Annotated in this window: 19 protein-coding genes and 3 tRNA genes; 3 read left to right on the plus strand and 19 right to left on the minus strand. The window is 62.6% G+C overall.

What is annotated here, in order from left to right; translation table 11 throughout:
- Positions 1–179 precede the first annotated feature (179 nt).
- The 10 genes from ccoP to ACK2VC_RS01275 all read right to left on the minus strand — a co-directional run bounded on the left by ccoP (position 180) and on the right by ACK2VC_RS01275 (position 10,797).
- Positions 180–1,109, minus strand: a complete 930-nt coding sequence (gene ccoP, locus ACK2VC_RS01230) for a cytochrome-c oxidase, cbb3-type subunit III (RefSeq protein WP_486731780.1) — start codon at positions 1,107–1,109, stop codon at positions 180–182.
- Positions 1,102–1,281 (minus strand): cbb3-type cytochrome oxidase subunit 3, encoded by a 180-nt coding sequence (locus ACK2VC_RS01235; RefSeq protein WP_486731781.1) that lies wholly within the window; start codon positions 1,279–1,281, stop codon positions 1,102–1,104. The genes ccoP and ACK2VC_RS01235 overlap by 8 nt, the downstream gene beginning before the upstream one ends.
- Before the next feature lie 8 nt (positions 1,282–1,289).
- Positions 1,290–1,904 carry a cytochrome-c oxidase, cbb3-type subunit II gene (gene ccoO / locus ACK2VC_RS01240; RefSeq protein ID WP_486731782.1) on the minus strand — a complete coding sequence of 205 codons (615 nt, stop codon included), beginning with the start codon at positions 1,902–1,904 and terminating at the stop codon, positions 1,290–1,292.
- Positions 1,905–1,920: 16 nt separating this feature from the next.
- Complete coding sequence (gene ccoN / locus ACK2VC_RS01245; protein ID WP_486731783.1) at positions 1,921–3,348, minus strand: cytochrome-c oxidase, cbb3-type subunit I; 1,428 nt, start codon at positions 3,346–3,348, stop codon at positions 1,921–1,923.
- Between the two features lie 128 nt (positions 3,349–3,476).
- On the minus strand, positions 3,477–3,668 hold the full coding sequence (gene ccoS, locus ACK2VC_RS01250) for a cbb3-type cytochrome oxidase assembly protein CcoS (RefSeq protein ID WP_486731784.1): 192 nt from the start codon (positions 3,666–3,668) through the stop codon (positions 3,477–3,479).
- A gap of 9 nt (positions 3,669–3,677) precedes the next feature.
- Complete coding sequence (locus ACK2VC_RS01255; protein ID WP_486731785.1) at positions 3,678–6,137, minus strand: heavy metal translocating P-type ATPase; 2,460 nt, start codon at positions 6,135–6,137, stop codon at positions 3,678–3,680.
- Entirely contained in the window at positions 6,134–6,889 is a 756-nt protein-coding gene (locus ACK2VC_RS01260) for a sulfite exporter TauE/SafE family protein (RefSeq protein WP_486733292.1), read from the minus strand. Before ACK2VC_RS01260 ends, ACK2VC_RS01255 begins: the two co-directional genes overlap by 4 nt.
- Positions 6,890–7,142: 253 nt before the next feature.
- Positions 7,143–7,445, minus strand: coding sequence for a Dabb family protein (locus ACK2VC_RS01265; protein WP_486731786.1), 303 nt, complete (start codon positions 7,443–7,445; stop codon positions 7,143–7,145).
- A 57-nt stretch (positions 7,446–7,502) separates the two neighbouring features.
- A complete protein-coding gene (locus tag ACK2VC_RS01270) occupies positions 7,503–9,326 on the minus strand; it encodes an acyl-CoA dehydrogenase (RefSeq protein WP_486731787.1) in 1,824 nt (607 codons plus the stop codon).
- Positions 9,327–9,618: 292 nt separating this feature from the next.
- Positions 9,619–10,797: an acetyl-CoA C-acyltransferase gene (locus ACK2VC_RS01275; RefSeq protein WP_486731788.1), complete on the minus strand. Its 1,179-nt coding sequence runs from the start codon at positions 10,795–10,797 to the stop codon at positions 9,619–9,621.
- A 303-nt stretch (positions 10,798–11,100) separates the two neighbouring features.
- On the opposite strand from ACK2VC_RS01275, the gene ACK2VC_RS01280 reads away from it, so the two are divergent.
- Positions 11,101–12,759: an MFS transporter gene (locus ACK2VC_RS01280; RefSeq protein WP_486731789.1), complete on the plus strand. Its 1,659-nt coding sequence runs from the start codon at positions 11,101–11,103 to the stop codon at positions 12,757–12,759.
- A 274-nt stretch (positions 12,760–13,033) separates the two neighbouring features.
- Here ACK2VC_RS01280 and ACK2VC_RS01285 read toward each other — a convergent pair whose 3' ends face one another.
- Complete coding sequence (locus ACK2VC_RS01285) at positions 13,034–15,481, minus strand: penicillin acylase family protein (RefSeq protein ID WP_486733293.1); 2,448 nt, start codon at positions 15,479–15,481, stop codon at positions 13,034–13,036.
- 116 nt (positions 15,482–15,597) lie between these two features.
- Here ACK2VC_RS01285 and nadB point away from each other — a divergent pair, with 116 nt between their 5' ends.
- Entirely contained in the window at positions 15,598–17,202 is a 1,605-nt protein-coding gene (gene nadB / locus ACK2VC_RS01290; protein WP_486731790.1) for an L-aspartate oxidase, read from the plus strand.
- A 396-nt stretch (positions 17,203–17,598) separates the two neighbouring features.
- On the opposite strand, the gene ACK2VC_RS01295 is transcribed toward nadB, so the two are convergent.
- The 3 genes from ACK2VC_RS01295 to nadA all read right to left on the minus strand — a co-directional run bounded on the left by ACK2VC_RS01295 (position 17,599) and on the right by nadA (position 20,558).
- A complete protein-coding gene (locus ACK2VC_RS01295; protein ID WP_486731791.1) occupies positions 17,599–18,030 on the minus strand; it encodes a c-type cytochrome in 432 nt (143 codons plus the stop codon).
- A 486-nt stretch (positions 18,031–18,516) separates the two neighbouring features.
- Positions 18,517–19,422 carry a carboxylating nicotinate-nucleotide diphosphorylase gene (gene nadC, locus ACK2VC_RS01300; protein ID WP_486731792.1) on the minus strand — a complete coding sequence of 302 codons (906 nt, stop codon included), beginning with the start codon at positions 19,420–19,422 and terminating at the stop codon, positions 18,517–18,519.
- The gene (nadA, locus tag ACK2VC_RS01305) at positions 19,419–20,558 is read right to left on the minus strand and encodes a quinolinate synthase NadA (protein WP_486731793.1); all 1,140 of its coding nucleotides are present in this window, start codon (positions 20,556–20,558) and stop codon (positions 19,419–19,421) included. The genes nadC and nadA overlap by 4 nt, the downstream gene beginning before the upstream one ends.
- A 161-nt stretch (positions 20,559–20,719) precedes the next feature.
- On the opposite strand from nadA, the gene ACK2VC_RS01310 reads away from it, so the two are divergent.
- Positions 20,720–21,292, plus strand: a complete 573-nt coding sequence (locus ACK2VC_RS01310) for a hypothetical protein (protein ID WP_486731794.1) — start codon at positions 20,720–20,722, stop codon at positions 21,290–21,292.
- 81 nt (positions 21,293–21,373) lie between these two features.
- Here the strand turns inward: ACK2VC_RS01310 and ACK2VC_RS01315 are convergent, their stop codons facing one another.
- From ACK2VC_RS01315 to pgsA, 5 genes are all read right to left on the minus strand, one after another.
- Positions 21,374–22,972 (minus strand): ABC-F family ATPase, encoded by a 1,599-nt coding sequence (locus ACK2VC_RS01315; protein WP_486731795.1) that lies wholly within the window; start codon positions 22,970–22,972, stop codon positions 21,374–21,376.
- A 117-nt stretch (positions 22,973–23,089) separates the two neighbouring features.
- Positions 23,090–23,163, minus strand: a tRNA-Cys gene (locus ACK2VC_RS01320).
- A 56-nt stretch (positions 23,164–23,219) separates the two neighbouring features.
- A tRNA-Gly gene (locus tag ACK2VC_RS01325) sits at positions 23,220–23,295 on the minus strand.
- 72 nt (positions 23,296–23,367) lie between these two features.
- A tRNA-Gly gene (locus ACK2VC_RS01330) sits at positions 23,368–23,443 on the minus strand.
- 57 nt (positions 23,444–23,500) lie between these two features.
- The gene (pgsA, locus tag ACK2VC_RS01335) at positions 23,501–24,085 is read right to left on the minus strand and encodes a CDP-diacylglycerol--glycerol-3-phosphate 3-phosphatidyltransferase (RefSeq protein ID WP_486733294.1); all 585 of its coding nucleotides are present in this window, start codon (positions 24,083–24,085) and stop codon (positions 23,501–23,503) included.
- Positions 24,086–24,170 lie beyond the last annotated feature (85 nt).

A 24,170-nucleotide genomic window follows, 5' to 3' on the forward strand; every position in this document is an offset into this window, starting at 1 on the left:
TATACTCCTGGCGTTGCAACCCGGTCATCAGCGGGCTCTGAAATGCATCTTGCCCGATCATATACTCCCTGAATAGGCAGCATATGTCGGGCATCAAATGGTTATATTTTCAACATACTCCAACCAATCCCGACAAGATGCAGGGATCGGTGGCCGAATTCGCACTCAGCCGTGCAGCATTATTTCGCCGCTTCCCCGGCCTTGTTCGACAAGCCCCAGACGTAAGCCGCCAGCACATGCACCTTGGCTTCGCCAAGGAAATCCTTGAACGGCGGCATCGTGTTGTCGCGCCCTTTGCGGATGGTTTCCATGATGGTCGCGGCGCTGCCGCCATACAGCCAGGTCTTGTCGGTCAGATTCGGTGCGCCCAGCGCCTGGTTGCCCTTGCCGTCGGCGCCGTGGCAGGCGGCGCAAGCAGCGAATTTCGGCTTGCCGAATGCGGCCTTGATCGGGTCGTGAGTGGAGCCGGACAGGCTCAGCACGTGATGCGCCACATTCTCCGTGTCCTGCGCGCCGCCCAGTGCCGCCTCCATCGGCGGCATCACACCGTGGCGCCCTTCCAGGATGGTGGTCTTGATGACCTCGGGCGTGCCGCCATACAGCCAGTCGCGGTCGGTCAGGTTCGGGAAGCCCTTGCTGCCGCGCGCATCGGAACCATGGCATTGGGCGCAGTAGGTCAGGAACAGCCGTTCGCCGATTGCGCGCGCCTGCGGGTCGCCCGCCACCGCCTTCAGGTCCTGGCCCAGATAGCCGTTGAACAACGGCGCGTACTCGGCGTCGGCCTTGGCCAGTTCGGCCTGGTATTCTCCGGTCGATTTCCAGCCGAGCTTGCCGGCAAAGGTGCCCAGCCCCGGATACAGCAGCAAATAGGCGACGCCGAAGATGATGGTCAGATAAAACATCCACATCCACCAGCGCGGCAGCGGGTTGTTCAGCTCGGTCAGGTCCTCGTCCCAGACGTGGCCGGTGGTGCCGTCAGCCGGTTTACCCTCTTCGATCTTGACCCGATGCGTCGATTGCGACCACAACAGCGCGGCGCAGGCGGCGATGCCGATCAGCGTCAGGGCCGCGACATAAAAACTCCAGAATTCGCTTGTGAAATCAGACATCACGACTCCCATGTGGATACTCGACCGCCGGCTCGTCGGCAAACGGCAGGTTGGCGGCGGCCTCAAAGTCCTTGCCGCGATGGACAAGGTAGGCCCAGCAGACGATACCGATGAACGTCAGAAAGCTGACGACGGTAATCACGCTGCGGGCGTCGGCAAACAGGTTTTCCATGGGCAGTCCTACCTCTTGGTCTTGATTTGAGTGCCGAGGCCCTGCAGGTAGGCGATCAGCGCATCCTGTTCGGTCTTGTCGACCAGTTCCTTCGGCGCCTGGGCGATGTCGGCATCGGTATAGGGGTCGCCAAGCCGCTTCAAGGCACGCATCTTCGGCACCACATCCTGCGGGTCGAGCTTGGTCTTCGCCAGCCACGGGTAACCCGGCATGTTCGATTCCGGCACCACGGCGCGCGGATCGTCCAGATGCACGCGATGCCATTCGTCGCTGTAGCGGCCGCCGACGCGCGCCAGATCCGGGCCGGTGCGCTTCGAGCCCCACTGGAACGGCCGGTCATAGACGAATTCGCCGGCCACCGAATAGTGGCCATAACGCTCGGTTTCGGCACGGAACGGCCGGATCATTTGCGAGTGGCAGTTGTAGCAGCCTTCACGCACGTAGATGTCGCGCCCCATCAGGCGCAACGGCGAATACGGCTTCAGCCCTGCCACCGCTTCGGTGGTCGACTTCTGGAAAAACAGCGGCACGATTTCGACCAGGCCGCCAACACTGACCACCAGCACGACCAGCGCGATCAAGAGCCAGGGATTCTTTTCAATCCATTCATGGGTAAATTTCATCTTCTCGACTCCGGATTCAGGCGTGGCTGCCGGCCAGTGCCGGAATGCGCGCCGCCACTGGCTGGCTGTTGCGTGAGGTCATGTACAGATTGATCGCCATCAGGATCATGCCGGAGAGGTACAGCAAACCGCCGGTAAAGCGAATCACGTAGTACGGGTAGGTGGCCTTGACCGACTCGACGAAGGTGTAGGTCAGTGTGCCGTCGGCATTCACCGCGCGCCACATCAGGCCCTGCATCACGCCGGCGATCCACATCGCGGCGATGTACAGCACGATGCCGATGGTGGCGACCCAGAAATGCACTTCGACCAGTTGCTTGCTCCACATTTCAGCCTTGCCGAACAGGCGCGGGATCAGGTAGTAGATCGAACCCATGGTGATGAAGCCGACCCAGCCCAGCGCGCCGGCATGGACGTGGCCGATGGTCCAGTCGGTGTAATGCGACAGCGCATTGACGGTCTTGATCGACATCATCGGGCCCTCGAAGGTCGCCATGCCGTAGAACGACAGCGAGACGATCAGGAACTTCAGGATCGGGTCGGAGCGCAGCTTGTGCCAGGCACCCGACATGGTCATCATGCCGTTGATCATGCCGCCCCAGGAAGGCGCCAGCAGGATCAGCGAAAACACCATGCCGACCGACTGTGTCCAGTCCGGCAGTGCCGTGTAGTGCAGATGGTGCGGGCCGGCCCACATGTAGGTGAAGATCAGCGCCCAGAAGTGGACGATCGACAGCCGGTACGAATACACCGGGCGCTCGACCTGTTTCGGGATGAAGTAATACATCATGCCGAGGAAGCCGGCGGTCAGGAAGAAGCCGACCGCATTGTGGCCGTACCACCACTGGATCATAGCGTCCTGCACGCCGGTATAGGCCGAGTACGACTTGGTCAGCGTGGCCGGCATCGAGGCGCCGTTGACGATATGCAGGATCGCGATGGTCAGGATGTAAGCGCCGAAAAACCAGTTGGCGACGTAGATGTGCTGGACGCGGCGCTTGACCAGCGTACCGAAGAACACCACCGCGTAGGCGACCCAGACCAGCGCGATCAGGACCGTCAGCGGCCATTCCAGCTCGGCGTATTCCTTGCCGCGCGTCAGGCCCAGCGGCAGGCTGATGGCGGCGCCGACGATGACCAGTTGCCAGCCCCAGAAAGTGAAGGCGGCCAGACCGTCGGAAAACAGGCGGACCTGGCTTGTGCGTTGCACCACGTAATACGAAGTGGCGAACAAGGCGCTGCCGCCAAATGCAAAGATGACCGCATTGGTATGCAACGGTCGCAAACGGCCGTAAGTCAGCCACGGAATGTCGAAATTGAGTGCCGGCCAAGCCAGCTGGGCGGCGATGAAGACCCCCACCAGCATGCCCACCACACCCCAGATGACGGTGGCGATCGTGAACTGCTTGACCACCCGATAGTTATAGTTTTGTGCGCTACTCACAGACGCTCCTGAAAAATGCCATGACAGCAGTAAGGTTATTGATTCGCAACTATAAATTCCTTGATCTAGATCAATAGTAATTTAATGCAGTGCAGCAATCGAAGCTAGCCGCAACCCGCAGTCCAGGGTCATCGAGTCTTGTCCTGGGCTTCCTGCGCCGCAGGGATGCTGGCATCGGCCCGATCATCGTCTTGCAAAAGACGCAATCCCGGGCCCACCATGTCATCGAACTGGCCGCTATCCGAGGCCTTGAAGAAAATCCAGATTGCCAGGAAAACGACCAGGATGCTCAGCGGGATCAACAGGTAAAGAGCTTCCATTACTGTCACCTAATCCGGAAGTTGGCCAGTTGGCCGTTCATTCGACGCCTTGGACAGGCGCCGCAGGCGCAGCGCATTGGCCACCACCAGAGCGGAACTGAGCGACATGCCGACCGAGGACAACCAGGGGTTCAACAAGCCGAGCGCCGCTGCCGGAATCGCGGCGACATTATACACAGTAGCCCAGGCCAGGTTTTGCCGCATCACTGCCATGGTTTGCGTGGCGGTGCGCGCCGCTTCCCACACCAGTGACAACCGCCCCGAGAGCAGCACGGTATCGGCTTGCGCCTGCGCCAGTGCGGCACCGCCACCCATCGCAAACGAAACATCGGCGGCGCGCAAGACGGCGGCGTCATTGATGCCATCGCCGACCATCGCCACCACCGCGCCTTCACGCTGCAACCGCTGGACATAGGCGAGTTTCTGGTCGGGCAACTGGCCACCGAGCGCAGTCGCAATACCGAGTTCGGCGGCAATCCGCGCGGTCACGCCCTGCTCGTCGCCGCTGAGCAGCACGATCTGCTTGCCGGCAGCGCGAAAACGCGCCACCACTTCGCCGGCGTCGGGGCGCAAGGCGTCCGCCAGGTCGAAGCGCGCCTGCCAGCCGGCGGCGCTGCCCAGATACACCGGGGTCGCTTCATCCAGCTGCGCAGCCGGCAATGCCCCGCACAGTTGCGCCACGAAGGCGGCGCTACCGAGCCGGTAATGCACGCCGTCGACCGTTCCTTCCAAGCCCTTGCCGCTGTGGTAGCGGACCTCGGCCGCCTGCAGGCTGGTGGCCGGTGCGGCGGCCAGAATCGCCTGCGCCAGCGGATGCGCGCTGGAAGCTTCCAGCGCCGCCGCCAGCGCCAGGCAGCGCTCGCGTTGCGCGGCGCCGAAGGTGGCGACATGGCGCAACACCGGCATGCCGAGCGTCAGCGTGCCGGTCTTGTCGAACACCACATGCGTGGCCCGATACAGGGTTTCCAGCACGTGCGGCTGCACCACCAGTACGCCCTGCCGCACCAGGCGGTCGGTTGCCGCCGCCAGTGCCGACGGCGTCGCCAGCGACAAGGCACACGGGCAGGACACCACCAGCACCGCGATTGCAATCGGCCAGGCGCGCTCGGCATCCAGCCATTGCCACAGGCCGAATACCACCAGCGCAAACAGTAACAAGGCGGCGACGAACCAGGCCGCGACCTTGTCGGCCCACAGCGCCAGTTGCGGCTTGCCCTGCCCGGCGCGCTCGACCAGCTTCAGCAGGCTCGACAGGGTGCTGTCGCGCGCGGCCTGCGTCACCCGCAGCACGATCGGCTGACCGGCGTTGACGGCGCCGCCCGGCAGGCTATCGCCCACGGTCTTGTGCAAGGGCCGGCTTTCGCCGGTCAGGAGCGAGGCATCGATGCTGGTTTCGCCTTCGACGATCACACCGTCGGCGGCGATCGCCTCGCCCGGCTTGACCAGGATGGCGTCGCCGGCTCGGAGTTGCGCCACCGGCACCAGTTCCGCCTGCCGTCCGGCTGGATAAGCCGCCAGCAACGACGCGGAGGCCGGCAGCGCATGCTGCAGCCGCTCCAGCGCCGAGGCCGCCTTGCGGCGCGCCAGCAATTCCAGATAGCGGCTGCACAGCAGCAGGAAGATGAACATCGTCACCGAATCGAAATACACTTCGCCGCGGCCGCGCCAGGTAGCCACCAGGCTGGCAGCGAAGGCGGCGGAAATGCCCAGCACCACCGGCACGTCCATCCCCAGCGTGCGGTTGCGCAGATCGCGCCAGGCGGAGCGGAAAAACGGCTGCGCCGAATACAGCATGGCCGGCAAGGTCAACAGCAGGCTGGCCCAGCGCATCAGGCTTTCCATGTCGGCCTCCATGGTGCCGTCGCTGGCCAGGTACACCGGCACCGCATACATCATCACCTGCATCATCGACAGGCCGGCGATGAACAATTGCCGCCCCAGCGTGCGCGCCGCGCGCCGCAATTGCTCGCCATGCCGCACCGGATCGAACGGATAGGCGGCGTAGCCGATTTCCCGGATCGCCGCCAGGATGTCGCTCGGCTTGCAGTCGGTCTTGCTCCAGCGCACCTGCAGCCGCTCGGTGGCCACGTTCAGATGCGCGCTTTGCACGCCCGCCACCTGCAGCAGGCGGCGCTCGATCAGCCAGACGCAGGCGGCGCAGCGGATGCCTTCGACCGACAAGGTGGCTTCGCAGGCTTCGCCGTCGGCATCGAAGGCGGCGGCGGCTTCCGGACTGTCGTACAACTGCAGTTCGGGCGGCACCAGGCTGGCCTGTTCGGCGGTGGCGGCAAAGCCGCTGCGGGTGCGGTAATACTCGCCGCCGCTGGTATCGACGATCGCCTGCGCGACGGCGGCGCAGCCCGGGCAGCACATCGGCCGTACAACATCGTCGATCATTACCGACCACGGCGCCTGAGGCGGCAACGGCAAGCCGCAGTGGAAGCAATCGGCCGCATGAGTAGCATTCATCGCCCGACTCCGGCCGGCGGCGTGATGCAGACCGCATCCAGCCAGCCCAGCGACAGGCCATTGCCGGCACGCACCAGGCCCAGCACGCCGAACGCCAGCACCAGCAAACCGGCGCCCAGGCGCACGCCGCGGCGCCGGGTCCAGCCCTGCAGGCGGGCACCGAGCAAACCCATCGCCAGCAGATTCGGCAGCGTTCCAAGGCCAAACGCCAGCATCACCAGCGCCCCGGACCAGGCGGAAGCCGTCAGCATCGCGGTCAGCAGCACGCTATACACCATGCCGCACGGCAGCCAGCCCCACAGAGCGCCCAGCGCCAGCGCCTTGCCCGGGCTGTCCATCGGCAAAAAGGGTTTGGTCAGCGGCTGGATGCGGCGCCACAGCCGCTGACCCAGCACTTCCAGCCGGGACAGGCCGCGCCACAGGTCCATCAGGTACAGGCCAAGCGCGATGAGCATCAGGTTGGCCAGCCAGTAGCCGCCGATCTGCAGCGCCGACATGCTGGAGAGCGTGCCGATGCCGCGCCCCGCGACACCCGCTGCGCCGCCAGCGATGGCGCCGGCCACCGTGTAACTGCCGATCCGGCCCAGGTTGTAGGCCAGCACCTTCAGCCCGCTATCCAGCGCACTGGCGCCGGCCTGGCTTGCCACCGCCACCGGGAATGCCTTGCGCGACGGCTGTGCCGCCACCGACAGCGCGCTGACGATGCCGCCGCACATGCCGATGCAGTGGACGCCGCCCAGCAGGCCGATCATGGCGATCGGCAACAGGTTCAGCCCGGCCGCGCTAAACACGCGCACACCCATGCCGAGGCTGGCGCAGGCGCATGGCGCTGGCCGCTGTAGGAAAAAGAATCATGCTGGTTGCTCCGGCAAGATAGGGGTTCGAACGAATGCGATGGCAGTGTAACCGCCGCTGGCTGCAGCGCCAGCGCGGCCACCCCTTTACATAAGCATCAAACCCCGAAAAGAAAGGCGGAGACGCGAAACTCGCTCACCCGCGTGTGCTTCAGGCCTGGTAATCCATGCATTGCCGTTCGGCACGCACAGCGCCAATGAAGGGCTTGAGCGCCTGGTGCTGCGGATGCTGCTGGTAGGCATCGAGCGCGGCGCGCGAGGCGAATTCGGAATACAGCACCACATCGTAGGTGCATTCCAGGCCGGGTTCGGCCAGCGCGGTTTCGAACTTCAGGATGCCGGGCACAATGTCGGCGCAGCCATCCAGCAGCGCCTTCATTTTATGGGCATTGGCCGCGCGGCGGGCGCCCTCGGCATGTTCCTTCAGCTTCCACATCACAATATGCTTGATCATCCCGCAACCTTCAAAACGCTTGATTGCCGGCTGGCGGCCGGCGTCCATGCGTGTCTTTCAAAACCATGCATCCTGCATCTCGAGCGTCGTGGTGTCAATGCTTGCCAAAAGCTCCAGTTGCTGCGCCACCTTCGGCAATTCCCAGCGGAAGAAGTAACGGCAGGCCTGTAGCTTGCCGCGGTAGAAATCGCCGTCCTGACCATCGTGGCCGCTGCGCTCCACCGCCAGCAGCGCCTGTTGCAGCCAGATCCACGCCATCACGATGTGGCCGAAGGCTTCCAGGTAGAGCGAGGCGTTGGCCAGCGTCTTGTTCAGATCGCCCGCCGCGTACAGCGCCTGCGTCACGGCGGCGAGGCGCTGCACCGTGGCGCCCAGCGCCGCGGCGTATTCGGCCAGGAGCGGCTGCTGCTGCGCGCGCGCCATGGTTTTCTGCATCTCGGCCGCCAGCGCCTTCAGCGCCGCGCCGTCGCGCATGGCCACCTTGCGCCCCAGCAGGTCCAACCCCTGGATGCCGTGCGTGCCTTCGTGGATCGGATTCAGCCGGTTGTCGCGGTAGAACTGCTCGACGTTGTATTCGCGCGTGTAGCCATAGCCGCCATGCACCTGGATCGCCAGGTTGTTGGCTTCCAGGCACCACTGCGAGGGCCAGGACTTCGCGATCGGGGTCAGGATCTCCAGCAACAGGCTGGCCTGCGCGCGCGCCTCATCGCTCTCGGCGCTACGCTCCTCGTCCACCAGGCGCGCGCAATACAGGGTTAGCGCCAGGCCGCCCTCGACGTAGCTTTTTTGCGCCAGCAGCATGCGCTTGACGTCGGTGTGCTGGATGATCGGGATTTGCGGCTGCGCCGGGTCCTTGGCTTGCGGATGGCGCCCCTGCGGCCGGTTGCGCGCGTAATCGAGTGCGTGCAAATAACCGGTGTAGCCGAGCATGACGGCGCCCAGGCCGACGCCGATGCGGGCCTCGTTCATCATGTGGAACATGTTGGCCAGGCCCTTGTGCGGCTGCCCGACCAGGTAGCCGATGGCGCCGGCTTTCCCTTGCGGCTGGAACTTGCCTTCGCCGAAATTTAGCAGGCAGTTGGTGGTGCCGCGATAGCCCATCTTGTGATTGAGGCCGGCCAGCACCACATCGTTGCGCTCGCCCAGCGAGCCGTCGGCGTTGACCAGCTTCTTCGGCACGATGAATAGCGAAATGCCCTTGACGCCGGGAATCAGCTTGCCGTTTTCATCGGGAATCTTGGCCAGCACCAGGTGCACGATGTTTTCACTCAATTCGTGTTCGCCGGCAGAAATCCACATCTTGTTGCCGCGCAGCCGAAAGCTGCCGTCGGCCTGGGGTTCGGCGCGCGTGACGATGTCCGACAGCGACGAGCCGGCCTGCGGTTCCGACAGGCACATGGTGCCGAAGAAGCGCCCTTCCAGCATCGGCTTGACGAAGATCTCGATCTGCCCGGGCGTGGCGCACTTGAGCAGGGTGTTGGCGTTGCCGATGGTCAGAAACGGGTATGAGGCGGTGCCGACATTGGCGCCCTTGAAGTAGGCGAAGCCGGCCTTCTCCACCACGCACGGCAGCTGCATGCCGCCCAGCTCGAAGTCCTGGCCGGCGGCCATCAGGCCGGCGTCGCAAAACGCCTTCAGCGCCACCCCGACCTCCGGAATCATCTGAACGCGTTCGCCGTCGAAATGCGGTTCCTGCTGGTCGTTTTTCTTGTTGTGCGGTGCGAATAGATCGGTCGCGATCCGTTCGCAAGTATCGAGCGCGGCGTCGAAGGTTTCGCGGCTGTGGTCGGCAAAGCGCGCGCGGCTGGTCAGTGCCTCGACGTCCAGCCATTCATACAGCAGGAATTCGAGGTCGCGGCGGGAAAGGATCATGGATGACATCGGATATTCGTCCAAAAAACCGAGGCGATGGCCGCGCCGGTTGTGTGTGAAACAACATACTCCCTAGATTGACGCCGCATCCCGCAGACATAACATCAGAAATTAAAGCATACCTATAGATCAACGATAAAATCAGGACTATGCATGTCCGGGAGCACTGATCTTGCTTGCCGTTCCCGCCTCGTTAGGCGGGAACCCGGTGGCGTTTTTTACGCACGGCCGAAGAAACCGCGCGCCAGGGGCGACCAACGACGCTGGGTCCCCGCTTGCGCGGGGACGACAAAACACAAAATCAGGCGACTTCAAACAAGCCAGCCGCACCCTGGCCGCCGCCAATGCACATGGTCACCACCACGTACTTGGCGCCGCGTCGCTTGCCCTCGATCAGCGCATGGCCGGTCAGGCGCGCGCCCGACACGCCATATGGATGGCCGACTGCGATCGCGCCGCCGTTGACGTTCAAGCGATCCATCGGGATGCCGAGCTTGTCGGCGCAATACAGCACCTGCACCGCGAACGCTTCGTTCAGCTCCCAGAGGTCGATGTCCTCGACCTTCAGGCCGGTCTGCTTCAGCAACTTGGGAATCGCGAATACCGGGCCGATGCCCATCTCGTCCGGCTCGCAGCCGGCGACCGCGAAGCCGCGGAAGATGCCGAGCGGCTGCAAGCCCTTGGCCGCCGCCGTCTTGGCGCTCATCACCACCGCCACCGAGGCGCCATCCGAAAACTGGCTGGCATTGCCGGCGGTGATTACGCCGCCCGGAACCGCGGTGCGAATCTTGGCCACACCTTCCAGCGTGGTATCGGCGCGGATGCCTTCGTCGGCACTGATTGTGACTTCGCGCGTGGTCAGCATGCCGGTAGCCTTGTCAGCCACGCCCATGATGGTGGTCATCGGCACGATTTCGTCATCGAACTTGCCGGCCGCCTGCGCGGCGGCGGCACGCAGTTGGCTATTCACGCCGTATTCGTCCTGGCGCTCCTTGCTGATGTTGTAGCGCTTGGCGACGTTCTCGGCGGTCTGCAGCATCGGCCAGTAGATTTCCGGTTTGTTCTGCTTGAGCCAGACTTCGACCAGCATGTGCTGATTCATTTCCTGCTGCACGCAGGAGATCGATTCGACGCCGCCGGCGGCATAGATATCGCCCTCGCCGGCGATCACGCGCTGCGCCGCCAGCGCGATCGTCTGCAGACCGGAGGAACAGAAGCGGTTGACCGTCATGCCGGCGGTGGTGACCGGACAGCCGCCGCGGATCGCGATCTGGCGCGCGATGTTGCCGCCGGTCGCGCCTTCCGGGTTGGCGCAGCCGATGATCACGTCTTCCACTTCGCCGGCTTCGATCCTGGCGCGCTCGATCGCCGCCTGCAGCACATGCCCGCCCATGGTTGCGCCATGCGTCATGTTGAAGGCGCCCTTCCAGGACTTGGCCAGGCCGGTGCGGGCAGTGGATACGATGACGGCGTCGGTCATTTGAATCTCCTCGGTGAATGATGGAATGTCGTGGGTCAGAAATCTGTCAGGCAGCTCGATGCCGCAATTCGTCGGTGTCGATGGCGCCTCTGTTTCGCAAGCGAGAATAGCATAATTTAGTACGATCGTTCGCAAAAATGATAAGCGCCCTCCGGCATATCGCCGCGGCGGCACACCTCGTGCGCCGTAAGCCTGCCGTAAGTTTGCAGCAAGCATTGCGTAAGTTTGGCAAGGCACACTGCGCCGGTGCGCGTGTCGCATCGATCGATGCGCGCATTTACATCAATTATCCGAGGAGACACGATGGCAACAGCACAAGCGGCGGTACACCACCGGATTACCGCGGAGGAGCGGAAAGTTATATTCGCCTCTTCGCTCGGTACCGTGTTCGAATGGTATGACTTTTACCTGTACGGCTCCCTGGCCGGCATCATCGCCAAGCAATTCTTCTCCGGCGTCGATCCCACCACCGGCTTCATTTTCGCGCTGCTGGCATTTGCCGCCGGCTTCATCGTCCGCCCCTTCGGCGCGCTGGTATTCGGGCGCCTGGGCGACATGATCGGCCGCAAGTACACCTTCCTGGTGACCATCGTCATCATGGGCATCTCGACCTTCGGGGTCGGCCTGCTGCCCAGCTATGCGACCGCCGGCATCGCCGCCCCGGTGATCCTGATCACACTGCGCATTTTGCAGGGCCTGGCGCTGGGTGGCGAATACGGCGGTGCCGCCACCTATGTCGCCGAGCACGCGCCGAACAACAAGCGCGGCGCCTTCACTGCGTGGATCCAGACTACCGCCACGCTCGGCCTGTTCCTGTCCCTGATGGTGATCCTCGGCACCCGGACCGCGATCGGCGAGGAAGCCTTTGCCGACTGGGGCTGGCGCGTGCCGTTCCTGATCTCGGTGGTGCTGCTCGGGATTTCGGTATGGATTCGGTTGTCAATGAACGAATCGCCGGCCTTCATCAAGATGAAATCCGAAGGCAAGACATCCAAGGCGCCGCTCTCCGAATCCTTCGCCCGCTGGGGCAACCTGAAGATCGTGCTGCTGGCGCTGGTGTTGACCGCGGGCCAGGCGGTGGTCTGGTACACCGGCCAGTTCTACTCGCTGTTCTTCATGACGCAGACCTTGAAAGTCGACCTGTCGACCGCCAACATCCTGATCGCCGCCTCGCTGTTGCTGGCCACGCCGTTCTTCATCTTCTTCGGCTCGCTGTCCGACAAGATCGGCCGTCTGCCGATCATCCTCGGCGGCTGCTTCCTGGCGGCGGTAACCTACTTCCCGATCTTCAGCGCCCTCACCCACTACACCAACCCGGCACTGGAAACGGCGCAAAAAAGCTCACCGGTGATCGTCACCGCCGATCCGGCCACTTGCCAGTTCCAGTTCAACCCGACCGGCACCAAGAAATTCACCTCGTCGTGCGACATCGTCAAGGCCAAGCTGTCGGCGGCTTCAGTCAACTACCGCAACGTCAACGCCGCGCCAGGCACGGTGGCAACGGTGGCGATCGGCGACAAGACCCTGACCGCGTATGACGCCAAAGGCTTGTCGAAGGAAGAAGCGGCAGCCAAGGACAAGGAGTTCTCGAAGCAATTGGCCGACGAAATCAAATCGCACGGCTATCCGACCAAGGCCGATCCAGACCAGATCAACAAGCCGATGGTCCTCTTGCTGCTGTTCATCCTGGTGATCTACGTGACGATGGTGTACGGCCCGATGGCGGCGACGCTGGTGGAGATGTTCCCGACCAAGATCCGCTACACCTCGATGTCGCTGCCCTATCACATCGGCAACGGCTGGTTCGGCGGCTTGCTGCCGACCACCGCGTTCGCGCTGGTGGCGTTCAAGGGCGACATCTACTACGGCCTGTGGTATCCGATCATCATCGCGCTGGCAACGGTCGTGATCGGCGCGTTGTTCATCAAGGAAAGCAAGAACAACGACATCTACGCCGACTAAGCTCCGCCCTTGCGGCGCTTCCCGCCCCGGCCGCCACCAGCGGGATGGGGCGGGGAACAAAAACCGCCGGCGAATCGCCGGCGGTTTTTTTATGTGTATCGGGAATCAATCGTTCAAGACCTGCCCCCATCATTGGGAAAAGCGGAAACCCAGCGGCCTGCACTGTGTTACCGACAAGCGACGTACTGGATTCCCCACTAAGGTACTCAGGAACGACAGCCAAGGCAGCGCGCAATCTGCGCGGTTCGCAATCCCAAACCGATGCGGGATTTCCTCAGCGCGGCACCAGCCTCAAGGTTCCCAACTGGTCTTTTTCAACCGACGGTCGCCGCATCTGCATTGGCAGGTAGGCTACTTCGGCCCAGCGCTGGCTGAAGTTCCGGTACAGCGGCGACAGCAGGTTGCCGGACTGCCCGGTCGAATGCATGTACCGCGAGTTTTCCAGGTCGGACAGGTCATACAGCGCGCGCAGGCTGGGCGCGTGGCGGTTGGTGAACGGTTCCTTTTCGTCGGAAAGGTTGTAGCGGCCGACGTTGACCGTATAGTTGTCGCCCGCCGAAGGTACACGTATATCGAACGCCTTGGCCAGCAGCGGCACCTTGCCGAACGGCCGGTGTTCGGAGCGCGCTTCATGCGCATCGCCCCAGCGCCATTTCCCGGTATCGCCGTAGCGGCGCTGCAGGTCGTCCAGCGTCGCTTCCAGCGATTCGGAGAGCAGCTTGGCGCATAGCGGCAGCGCCTCTTCGGCAGCCAGCGGCTGGCGCGCATCGCCGCACCAGGTGCCGAGTTGCCGCGGGTTTTTCAGGATGTTCGCCAGCGGCTGCTGGACGTTTCGCAGCGACCAGAAGTCCTGCATCATCGATTCGCCCAATTCGTCGGCAAACATGCGGCGCGACAATTCGCGCAGCCAGGCGTTCAGGATCAGCGGTTCGGCGCGCGCCGCGTCCATCGTGCCATCCCATTTGGACAGCGCCGCCAGCGCGCTTTTGGCGCGCTCCGAGCTCGGTTCGGTCCGCAGCAGCAGCGGCAGCACTTCGCGCGCCGCCAGCGACAGCGCGTCTTTCTGAATCGCGCCGAAGCTGGCCAGGCTGTGCCTGGGCGTAACCGCCATCAGTTGGGTGATGCGGTCGGCGCGGTACGGCAGGCTCCATTCGCTAGTCAGGAAATACGGATAATCCGGCGCGACGATTTTTTCATTGGCGGTGATCACCTGGTGGCTGGCCGGGTTGAACTGGCGCGGCAGCGATTCGAATGGAATGAAGCCGGCCCAGTCGTAGCGCGCATCCCAGCCCGGCGCCGGCGCCAGCCCGCGCAAATCGTTTTCCGCCTTGCGAATCGGCACCCGGCCCGGCGCGACGAAGCCGATATTGCCGTCGATGTCGGCATACACCATGTTTTGCTGCGGCGAAGCGAAGTCGCGCGCACTGGCCAGGAATTCCTCCCAGTTGTTCGCACGGCTCATGCGCACGCCGGCCTGCAGCGTCAGATCGTCCGGGCGCAGCGCGGTCCAGGAAAAGGCGATCACATGGCTCCTGGCATCCAGCGGCGCGCGGTCGGCAAGCGGCAGCGCGCCGCTGATGACCGGGCCGTGCCGGCTTTCGCGCACTTCCAGCGTCACGTCGGGCCGGCCCTTGACCTTGATGGTTTCGGTGCGAAGCTTGAAATCGGCCCAACCGTCCGGCGTCTGGTACTGCTTCGGGTTGGCCGGATTGACGCGCTCGATGAACAGGTCCTGCACGTCCGGCCCGGTATTGGTGAAGCCCCAGGCGATGCGGTCGTTGCGCCCCAGCACCACCGCCGGCAAGCCCGGCAGCGTGGCGCCGATTGCGTTCAGACCGGGCGCCGACAAATGGGCGAAATACCACAACGCCGGCGCCGACAGGCCGAGATGCGGGTCATTCGCCAGCAGCGGTTTGCCGCTTTCGGTGCGGGTGCCGCCCACCACCCAGTTGTTGGATCCCATGCCGTCAACGTAGGACGGCGGCGCGCTGGCCGCCACCTTCTCCAGTTGCTGCGTGGTGCCGGCCAGTTGGCGATACAGCTTGGTGTAATCCTGGGTTGCCAGCGGCGCATCGCCCGGATACGGCGGCAAGAACTGGTTGATGCGCTCCAGCGGCAACCGCTGCGCCAGCCGCATGCGCAACAGCTCCTGCGTCCAGTTGGCGCCCAGGTCCCACGACATCATGGTTTGCCAGCCGATCGAGTCGACCGCCTGCCATGGGGCCGGCGCCGGCGCACCGGTCAGCAGGAATTCCGGCGGCAGCGGCCCCTGGCGGTTGGCCAGATAGGCATTCACGCCCTTGGCGTAGGCGTCCAGCGCGGCGCGCGCATCGGGCGCCAGGTTTTGCAGGATCGCCTCGGCATTGCGCCGCACCCCGAGCGTGCGCAGAAAGCGGTCGGTGCCCTCCGCGTTCGGGCCGAGAATTTCCGCCATCGTGCCGGCCGGAATCCGGCGGTTCAGTTCCATTTGCCACAAGCGATCCTGCGCATGCACGAAACCCAACCCGAAGTAAGCATCGGCGGCCGACTGCGCGTAGATGTGCGGCACCCCTTGCGCGTCGCGCACGATGTCGATCGCTGCACTTGGCCCCGCCAGTTGCAGCTTGCCGTCGATTTGCGGTTGGCTGGCGCCGCGATACCAGAAAAACGCCGTGATCAGCGCTGCCAGAATCAGCAGCAGCGCGACTGCGGTTCCCTTCAGGATTTTTTTCATGGTTTTTATATCGTGAAAAATGAAGAACGACGGCAGATTATCATAGCCTTGCCGCCGCGCAAGCCGAGAACGGCAGGCCGTAAATCGAATATAGTTACGGCAACTCCCCCGAAAGAATCCATTTCATGAAATTTGATGTCGCCATCGTCGGCAGCGGGCTGGCCGGCCTATCCGTTGCCCTGCATCTCGCGCAAACCCGCAAGGTTGCCCTGATTTCCAAACGTTCGCTGCTGGACGGCGCCAGCAACTGGGCCCAGGGCGGGATCGCCGCCGTGCTTGATTCCAACGACAGCGTCGAGCAGCATATTTCGGATACGCTGATCGCCGGCGCCGGCCTGTGCGACGAAGGCGCGACCCGCTTCATCGTCGAGCACAGCCGGCAAGCGATCGAATGGCTGATCGCGCAAGGCGTGCCGTTCACCCGCGACGAATCGGCCGAACTCGGTTATCACCTGACGCGCGAAGGCGGCCACAGCCAGCGCCGCATCATCCACGCCGCCGACGCCACCGGCCATGCGGTGCAGGTGACGCTGGAGCAGAAAGCGCGTGCCCATCCGAACATCACGCTGCTGGAAGAACACTGCGCAATCGACCTCATCACCTCGGCCAAACTCGATCCGAAAACCGTTTCGCCGCGCTGCCTCGGCCTGTACCTGCAGGACGTCAAGACCGGCAAGGTGCTGACCGTGGCGGCTGAGCACACGGTGCTGGCCACTGGCGGCGCCGGCAAGGTCTATCTGTACACGACCAACCCCGACACCGCGACCGGCGACGGTATCGCGATGGCCTGGCGCGCCGGCTGCCGCGTCGCCAACATGGAATTCATCCAGTTCCACCCGACCTGCCTGTACCACCCCTACGCCAAATCATTCCTGATCAGCGAAGCAGTGCGCGGCGAAGGCGGCTTGCTGAAATTGCCGGCGGAAGCCGGCGCCGCCGCTGGCACCCGCTTCATGCCAGCGCACGACCAGCGCGCGGAACTGGCGCCGCGCGACGTGGTGGCGCGTGCGATCGACTTTGAAATGAAGAAACGCGGGCTGGATCATGTCGACCTCGACATCAGCCACCAGCCGCCGGAATTTTTGCGGGAACATTTTCCGACCATTTTTGCGCGCTGCCTGGAACTTGGCATCGACATCAGCAAGCAGCCGATCCCGGTGGTACCGGCGGTGCATTTCACCTGCGGCGGCGTGGTGGCCGACATCTCGGGCCGCACCGATTTGCCGGGACTGTACGCGGTCGGCGAAAGCTCGTACACCGGCCTGCACGGCGCCAACCGGCTGGCCAGCAATTCGCTGCTGGAATGCCTGGTAACCGGCCGTTCCGCCGCCCAGTACATCGAACAGCAACCGAAGCAAAAGGCAATCGTGCTGCCGGCCTGGGACGAAAGCCGCGTCACCGACGCCGACGAGGAAGTGGTGATCGCACACAACTGGGAAGAGCTACGTCGCTTCATGTGGAACTACGTGGGCATCGTACGCACCACCAAGCGGCTGGAGCGTGCCCAGCACCGGATCGCGCTTCTGAAGGAAGAGATCGACGAGTACTACCGGAATTTCCGCATCACGCGCGACCTACTGGAATTGCGCAACCTGGTCGACGTCGCTGCATTGATCGTCAACAGCGCGCTGATGCGGCATGAAAGCCGCGGATTGCATTACAGCCTCGACTATCCGCAGACACTGGCGAAGGCGCTACCGACGGTGCTGGCGCCCGTCCGCAAGTACTAATAAGCATGGGGTATATTCAAAAATCAACCATTATATGGCGGAAAATAACCATTGTTTAGTGGAGTATATGGTTTTCAGCGCAATTCACCGGGTGCTTTGGCCTGAATAAAAGAGTAGCCACCGCCAGTTGGCGCCATCGCCTGCGCGCCAGGCGCGCGATCGACGCCAGATCGATCGCCACCAGTTCAGGCCGGTAATCGAGATGCGCCTGAGCCAGCAGACGCTCCGTCGGGGTTTGGATCGGTTCATGCCGGCGTGAGGCGTGAGATGCCTGCCACGATCGCACTCACGCAAAGGGCGGTGCGCGCGGCGGCTGCCGCGCGATCGGACTGCTCAATGTCGGAGTGGATGAAGAATCCGTCCGGCCGGCATCGAGCGCAAAAGCGACATCCCCAGTCAACGCTCTTGAATGCGATTGATATATTCGATTAGCGTCAGGATGCGCGCCCGAACCAAAGCGGCAGAGTCATAGTCGCTACGCGCTTCCCGATAGTAGCGGGCGTCCTCAATCATGAACTCCCTGCCCCATACTGGCATTTCCCGCGTGCCGTGGGCCGGCACGTTTTTGCCTTCAATCACCTCAAACATGCGCGCCGCCGGCAAAATGCCCTGGTTGTTTTTCGCCAGTTGGGTCAGATCCGTGGGCGTCCGCCGCAGCTCTTCCGCCATCGGCCCATTCCCCTTGCCACTCGCGCCATGGCAACTCGCGCAGTTTACGTCGAATATAAACTTGCCGAGGTCTGTCCCGCGCTGTTGCTGAGCGAGTGCTGCTTGACTGCATAGCGCCATTCCAGCAACAAGCAGATATACGCCAATACTATTTTTCATATTGAGACTCCTGGAGATTGATCGGCAACGGTTGCGAGTGGAAATCAATAGCGAACTCCAACCTATGATCAAACTTAGAGTCGGTCACTCTTCCCCATATTGATATTTATCAGTCATTGCGGACAGGGCACATGAACGCCGCGCCAGGTATGCCCTAAATGAAATCACCGCCGCACAATTGTTTCCACTTGAACAGGTCGCCGCAGCAGGGTCGCACTTCGAATAAACGCAGGACGATGGATAGCCCTCTGGCCCCAGCGCCGCTTCCGGGAAACCGATGCACAACTGGAGTGGATGCCATCTGGCATCCGGCCAGCGCATTACGGCTTGCCGTCAAGTTGGTGGGTCCGATTATGCATACCCAACGAATCGGCGATAGCAAGCGCCCCACTACCGTGCCGAACTCACCATCCTCGACGTGGACAGTCGGGAATGGCCCATCGGGCGGCAAAGGGGCTCTGGTGCGGCAGGTACCTTGATAATCCGCTAAGCCGCCAAACCAGCGATGGTGGACACTGGTGCCGGCCCGAGGATCCGCAACGAATAGTCGGTGGCACGCACGTCTTTGGTCAGGCTGCCGATCGAGATGCGGTCCACTCCGGTTTCCGCGATCGCGCGCACCGTTTCCAGGCTGACTCCGCCCGAAGCTTCCAACAGCGCGCGCCGGTTGGTGGCGCGCACCGCCTCGCGCATCGCATCCAGGCTGAAGTTATCCAGCAGCACCGATAGCGCGCCGGCTGCCAGAGCCTCGTCCAGCTGCGCCAGCGTTTCGACTTCAACCTGGATGGTGACGCCGGCATTCAGCGCCTGTGCGGCGCGCACCGCGGCGCTGACGCCGCCGGCAGCGGCGATATGGTTTTCCTTGATCAGGATGCCGTCATACAGCGCCAGGCGCTGATTGGCGCCGCCGCCGACCCGCACCGCGTATTTTTGCGCCAGCCGCAGGCCTGGCAAGGTCTTGCGGGTGTCGAGAATCGTCGCGCCGGTGCCCGCCACGGCCGCCACATAGCGGCGCGTGGCGCTGGCCACGCCCGACAGCAGTTGCAGGAAATTCAGCGCACTGCGCTCGGCAGTCAACAGGCTCCTGGCCGGCCCCTCGATGATGCAGACTTCGCTATCGGCGCTCATCGTCGCCCCTTCCGCATAGCGCCAGTCGATCTGCAGCTCGGGATCGATTTCGCGCATCACGCCGGCAAACCACGGCGCGCCGCACAGGATGGCGGCTTCGCGCACCAGCACGCGCGCCCGCACCCGCTCGCCGGCAGGCACCAGCAGGCCGGTCAAGTCGCCGCTGCCGATATCTTCGGCCACCGCGGCGGCGATGTTCGATGCCAGCGCGATGTCCAGCGCGGGATCGAACGGGGCAAACGGATTATCGAGAGAACGACTCATGCCGGACCAACGCCGGCAAACAGTTGCTGTTCCTTGGCCAGGTCAGCCGTTGGGCGCACGTTCATGTTTTGCTGGGCAGCAAACGCCAGCATGCGGTCGATGCAAACCACCGCCTGGCGGCTGATTTCCGGATCGACGTGAATCTGATTACGCCCCGTTTGCAGCACGTTGGCCACGCCCTGCAAGCCGTTCATCGCCATCCACGGGCAGTGCGCGCAGCTCTTGCAGGTGGCGCTGTCGCCGGCGGTCGGCGCTTCGATGAAGACCTTGCCCGGCGCTGCCAGCCGCATCTTGTGCAAGATCCCGCGATCGGTAGCGACGATGAATTCCGGCGCATCCATGTCGCGCGCGGCGGCAATCATCGCCGAGGTCGAGCCGACCACGTCGGCCAGTGCGATCACCGCCGGCGGCGATTCCGGGTGCACCAATACCTTGGCTTGCGGATGCTCTTTCTTCAGCAGCTCCAGTTCGATCGCCTTGAATTCGTCGTGCACCACGCACGAACCCTGCCACAGCAGCATGTCGGCGCCGGTCTGGCGCCGGATATAGTCGCCCAGATGGCGGTCCGGCCCGAACAGGATTTTCTTGCCCTGTGCATGCAGGTGCTCGACGATCTTCAGGCCGATCGAGGAAGTCACCATCCAGTCGGCGCGTGCCTTGACCGCGGCGCTGGTATTGGCGTAGACCACCACGGTGCGGTCCGGATGGGCGTCGCAAAATGCCGAAAACTGGTCGGCCGGGCAGCCGAGATCAAGCGAACAAGTAGCGTCCAGATCCGGCATCAGTACGGTTTTTTCCGGGCTCAGGATCTTCGCGGTTTCGCCCATGAAACGGACGCCTGCCACCACCAGCGTCTGCGCTGGATGGTCGCGCCCAAAGCGCGCCATTTCCAGCGAGTCGGAAACGCAGCCGCCGGTTTCCTCGGCCAGATCCTGGATGTCGGAGTCGACATAATAGTGCGCGACCAGCACTGCCTGTTTTTCCTTCAGCAATTCACGGATGCGCTGCTTGAGGGCGGCTTTTTCGGCAGGCGCCAATGGTGCCGGGGTACGCGCCCAGGCCTGGGCAATGCTGCTGCCGCTGTTATCCAGATGCGGAAGCTCGAATTCGACAATTTTGACGGGTTGGGACGACATGGCAATCCAGATCAGATTCAAGGTTGGAAACCGCGCACACGGCGCGCCGCGACGCTTACTGTTGCGCGGGGTCTGATTTTAACCCTTTTGCCCAAAAAATTAAGCGGTTGCGACCCTTGGCGATCTGACGTAGTATTTCCCCACCGCACTCTTCCCACTCCATGATCAACGCCATTTTCGACAAGACCGACAAGGGCCGCGAGGAAATCGCCACGCGTTGCTATCGGCTTGCCCCGCGCCTGCGGACTTTGCTGGTGTTGATCGACGGCAAGCAGGATGTCAGTGACCTGCTGAAAAAAGTCGCCGGCCTCGGACTGGACGAACACAGCATCGCCGAATTGCTGGAGGCGGGTTTCATCCAGGAAGCGGTGCCGGACATGATGAAGGCGCCGGCCAGCACTGCCGTCGACGAGGCGGCGCCTGCAGCGACCGCTGCGGCAAATCCGGTATTGCCAGCCGGTGAGAACCAGTTCGAGGCGATCTATCATTTTTACAATGAGACCATCAAGAGCACCATCGGCTTGCGCGGCTACGGGCTGCAACTGAAGGTCGAGCGCGCCGAATCGATTGAAGATTTCCGCGCCCTGCGCCGCCCTTACCTGGAAGCGGTATTGAAAGCAAAGGGCAATGAGATGGCGCGCAGCCTGCGCGACCGGCTTGACCAGTTGCTCTACCTTGGCGAAACGGCACCGCCGCACACCACGATTCTAGGATCGGATACGCATGCGGGCTAGCGGCACGCAGTTGACATGACCTTATAAAAAAAGCGCGGCGAAGAAATCTTCGCCGCGCTTTTTTTGCATGCCGATCGAAATTTATTCGATGCCCTGGCTGCTCAGATAGTCTTCGTAGCCGCCCTGGAAATCGACAATTCCATCTTCCCGCACTTCCAGCACGCGGGTCGCCAGCGAAGATACGAACTCCCGGTCATGCGAAACGAAAATCAGCGTGCCCGCATATTTTTCCAGCGCGATATTGAGCGACTCGATCGATTCCATGTCCATGTGATTGGTCGGCTCGTCCAGCAGCAGCACGTTGTGCCGGCCTAGCATCAGCTTGCCGTACATCATGCGCCCCTTCTCGCCACCGGACAGCACTTTCACCGATTTCTTGACGTCGTCCCCGGAAAACAGCAGGCGTCCCAGAATCGAGCGCACAGCCTGATCGTCGTCGCCTTCCTGCGTCCACTGCCCCATCCAGTCGGTCAGGTTCTGGTCGCTGGCGAAATCCTCGGTCGGGTCCTGCGGCATGTAGCCGACATTGGCGTTTTCGGCCCACTTCACGCTGCCGCGATCCGGCTGCAGGCCGCACAGCTCGCCGCCGATGCAGCGCAGCAAGGTGGTTTTACCGGCACCGTTGGCACCGATGATCGCGATCTTTTCGCCGGCTTCCACCGTGATGTTGAAATCCTTGAAAATGACGCGGTCATATTTCTTGCTGATGCCTTCGACCGCTACCGCCAGCCGGTGCAGTTTCTTCTCGCCGTCAAAGCGCACGAACGGGTTCTGCCGGCTGGACGGCTTGACGTCTTCCACCTTGATTTTCTCGATCTGGCGGGCGCGTGAAGTGGCCTGGCGCGCCTTCGATTTGTTGGCAGCGAAGCGGCGCACGAAATCCTGCAGCTCCGCCACCTTTTCCTTGGCCTTGGCGTTCGCCGCCTGCAATTGCGCGCGCGCCTGCATCGAAGCCGACATGTAGTCGTCGTAGTTGCCCGGATAGACCTTCAGCGTGCCGTAGTCCATGTCGGCCATGTGGGTGCAGACCTGGTTCAGGAAGTGGCGATCGTGCGAAATGATGATCATGGTCGAATCGCGCTGGTTCAGCACGTCCTCCAGCCAGCGAATCGTATTGATGTCGAGGTTGTTGGTCGGCTCGTCCAGCAACAGGATGTCCGGGTTGGAAAACAGCGCCTGCGCCAGCAGCACGCGCAATTTCCAGCCGGGCGCGACATTGCTCATCGGCCCCTGATGCTGTTCCATCGGCACGCCCACCCCGAGCAGCAGTTCGCCGGCGCGCGCCTCCGCCGTGTAGCCATCGTATTCGGCGAACTTGGCTTCCAGTTCGGCCGCCTTCATGTAGTCGTCGTCGGTCGCTTCCGGGTTGGCGTAAATGGCGTCGCGCTCGCTCATCGCCGCCCACATCTCGGTGTGGCCCATCATCACCACGTCCAGCACCCGCATCTCCTCGAACGCAAACTGGTCCTGGCGCAACTTGCCCAGCCGTTCGTTGGCGTCCAGCATCACGGTTCCCGACGATGGCTCCAGGTCGCCGCCAAGAATCTTCATGAAGGTCGATTTGCCGCAACCGTTGGCGCCGATCAAGCCATAACGATTGCCTTCGCCAAATTTGACGGAGATGTTTTCAAACAGCGGCTTGGGGCCAAACTGCATGGTGATGTTAGCGGTGGAAAGCACGGATGCAACCTTTGAAAATCAGGGTGGAGTAAACCAGAGCGGCGCAACGCGAAAAAGCGGAAAGATGGCAGTACACCAGAAGCGCTGCTGATTAGGTAGAAACGGATTGGCGAAGAATGGAGGCGGGGGTCGGAATTGAACCGGCGTCTACGGCTTTGCAGGCCGCTGCATAACCACTTTGCTACCCCGCCTTGGGGCCGTCATTGTAACCGCGAAATCGAAAGCGTGCCATCGCCCCGCGGAAAAATGGAGCGGGAGAAGAGTCTCGAACTCTCGACCTCAACCTTGGCAAGGTTGCGCTCTACCAACTGAGCTACTCCCGCATAAAACCTGGTACTCGCCGCGCGAATTTTGCGCAACAAAAAAGGAAGCGTCGAGCTTCCTTTTTTCGAATCTGGAGCGGGAGAAGAGTCTCGAACTCTCGACCTCAACCTTGGCAAGGTTGCGCTCTACCAACTGAGCTACTCCCGCGTTCACAACAGGGGCGTATTATAAAGCAGCCCCCGTTTTTGTCAAGCAAATCCATGACTAAATCAGGTGTCCGGCGCGCTCCTTGATCAGCGGCCATGCGCGGCGCAGATAGTAGAACATCGACCACACGGTCAGTAGCGCGGCGATCCCCAGCAGCCACTGGCCCCAGATGCGGGTATCGATGATGCCGAACAGATCACCGTAAAACAGCAGCATCGGAATCGCCGCCATTTGCGCCGTGGTCTTGATTTTTCCGAGCGAACTGACGGCCACCGACTTCGAGGCGCCGATCTGCGCCATCCATTCGCGCAGCGCTGAAATCGCGATTTCACGGCCGATGATGATGAAGGCGATAACCGCATTGACTCGGCCGAATTCAACCAGCACCAGGAGCGCGCCGGCCACCATCAGCTTGTCCGCGACCGGATCGAGAAAGGCGCCGAACGCGGAGGTTTGATTCCAGCGGCGCGCCAGAAAACCATCGAACCAGTCGGTAACAGCGGCGATGATGAAGACGGCGGTGGAGGCAATGCCCTTATCGAACGGCGACAGCCAGGAGTCGGGCAGATAGAACACGCCCACCACCAGCGGAATCAGCGCGACGCGCAGCCAGGTCAGGAGAATTGGAATATTGATCGGCATAGGTTTGGTTTTGTGTTTCATTATCGGCTGCAGACCGATCGCATGGCAATTCGGCCCGCATATTATGACCCGGCAACGCCAAGCG

It is taken from the genome of Herbaspirillum sp. WTB6, from assembly GCF_057457785.1.

What these genes read in the sequence shown, in the direction of transcription:
- ACK2VC_RS01260 (WP_486733292.1), bottom strand. Translation starts at nt 6,889, where the DNA reads ATGATCGGCCTGCTGGGCGGCGTCCACTGCATCGGCATGTGCGGCGGC.
- nadB (WP_486731790.1), top strand. Translation starts at nt 15,598, where the DNA reads ATGAAATTTGATGTCGCCATCGTCGGCAGCGGGCTGGCCGGCCTATCC.
- ACK2VC_RS01280 (WP_486731789.1), top strand. Translation starts at nt 11,101, where the DNA reads ATGGCAACAGCACAAGCGGCGGTACACCACCGGATTACCGCGGAGGAG.
- ACK2VC_RS01235 (WP_486731781.1), bottom strand. Translation starts at nt 1,281, where the DNA reads ATGGAAAACCTGTTTGCCGACGCCCGCAGCGTGATTACCGTCGTCAGC.
- ACK2VC_RS01255 (WP_486731785.1), bottom strand. Translation starts at nt 6,137, where the DNA reads ATGAATGCTACTCATGCGGCCGATTGCTTCCACTGCGGCTTGCCGTTG.
- ACK2VC_RS01265 (WP_486731786.1), bottom strand. Translation starts at nt 7,445, where the DNA reads ATGATCAAGCATATTGTGATGTGGAAGCTGAAGGAACATGCCGAGGGC.
- ACK2VC_RS01275 (WP_486731788.1), bottom strand. Translation starts at nt 10,797, where the DNA reads ATGACCGACGCCGTCATCGTATCCACTGCCCGCACCGGCCTGGCCAAG.
- nadC (WP_486731792.1), bottom strand. Translation starts at nt 19,422, where the DNA reads ATGAGTCGTTCTCTCGATAATCCGTTTGCCCCGTTCGATCCCGCGCTG.
- ccoO (WP_486731782.1), bottom strand. Translation starts at nt 1,904, where the DNA reads ATGAAATTTACCCATGAATGGATTGAAAAGAATCCCTGGCTCTTGATC.
- ccoP (WP_486731780.1), bottom strand. Translation starts at nt 1,109, where the DNA reads ATGTCTGATTTCACAAGCGAATTCTGGAGTTTTTATGTCGCGGCCCTG.
- ccoS (WP_486731784.1), bottom strand. Translation starts at nt 3,668, where the DNA reads ATGGAAGCTCTTTACCTGTTGATCCCGCTGAGCATCCTGGTCGTTTTC.
- pgsA (WP_486733294.1), bottom strand. Translation starts at nt 24,085, where the DNA reads ATGCCGATCAATATTCCAATTCTCCTGACCTGGCTGCGCGTCGCGCTG.
- nadA (WP_486731793.1), bottom strand. Translation starts at nt 20,558, where the DNA reads ATGTCGTCCCAACCCGTCAAAATTGTCGAATTCGAGCTTCCGCATCTG.
- ACK2VC_RS01310 (WP_486731794.1), top strand. Translation starts at nt 20,720, where the DNA reads ATGATCAACGCCATTTTCGACAAGACCGACAAGGGCCGCGAGGAAATC.
- ACK2VC_RS01270 (WP_486731787.1), bottom strand. Translation starts at nt 9,326, where the DNA reads ATGTCATCCATGATCCTTTCCCGCCGCGACCTCGAATTCCTGCTGTAT.
- ACK2VC_RS01295 (WP_486731791.1), bottom strand. Translation starts at nt 18,030, where the DNA reads ATGAAAAATAGTATTGGCGTATATCTGCTTGTTGCTGGAATGGCGCTA.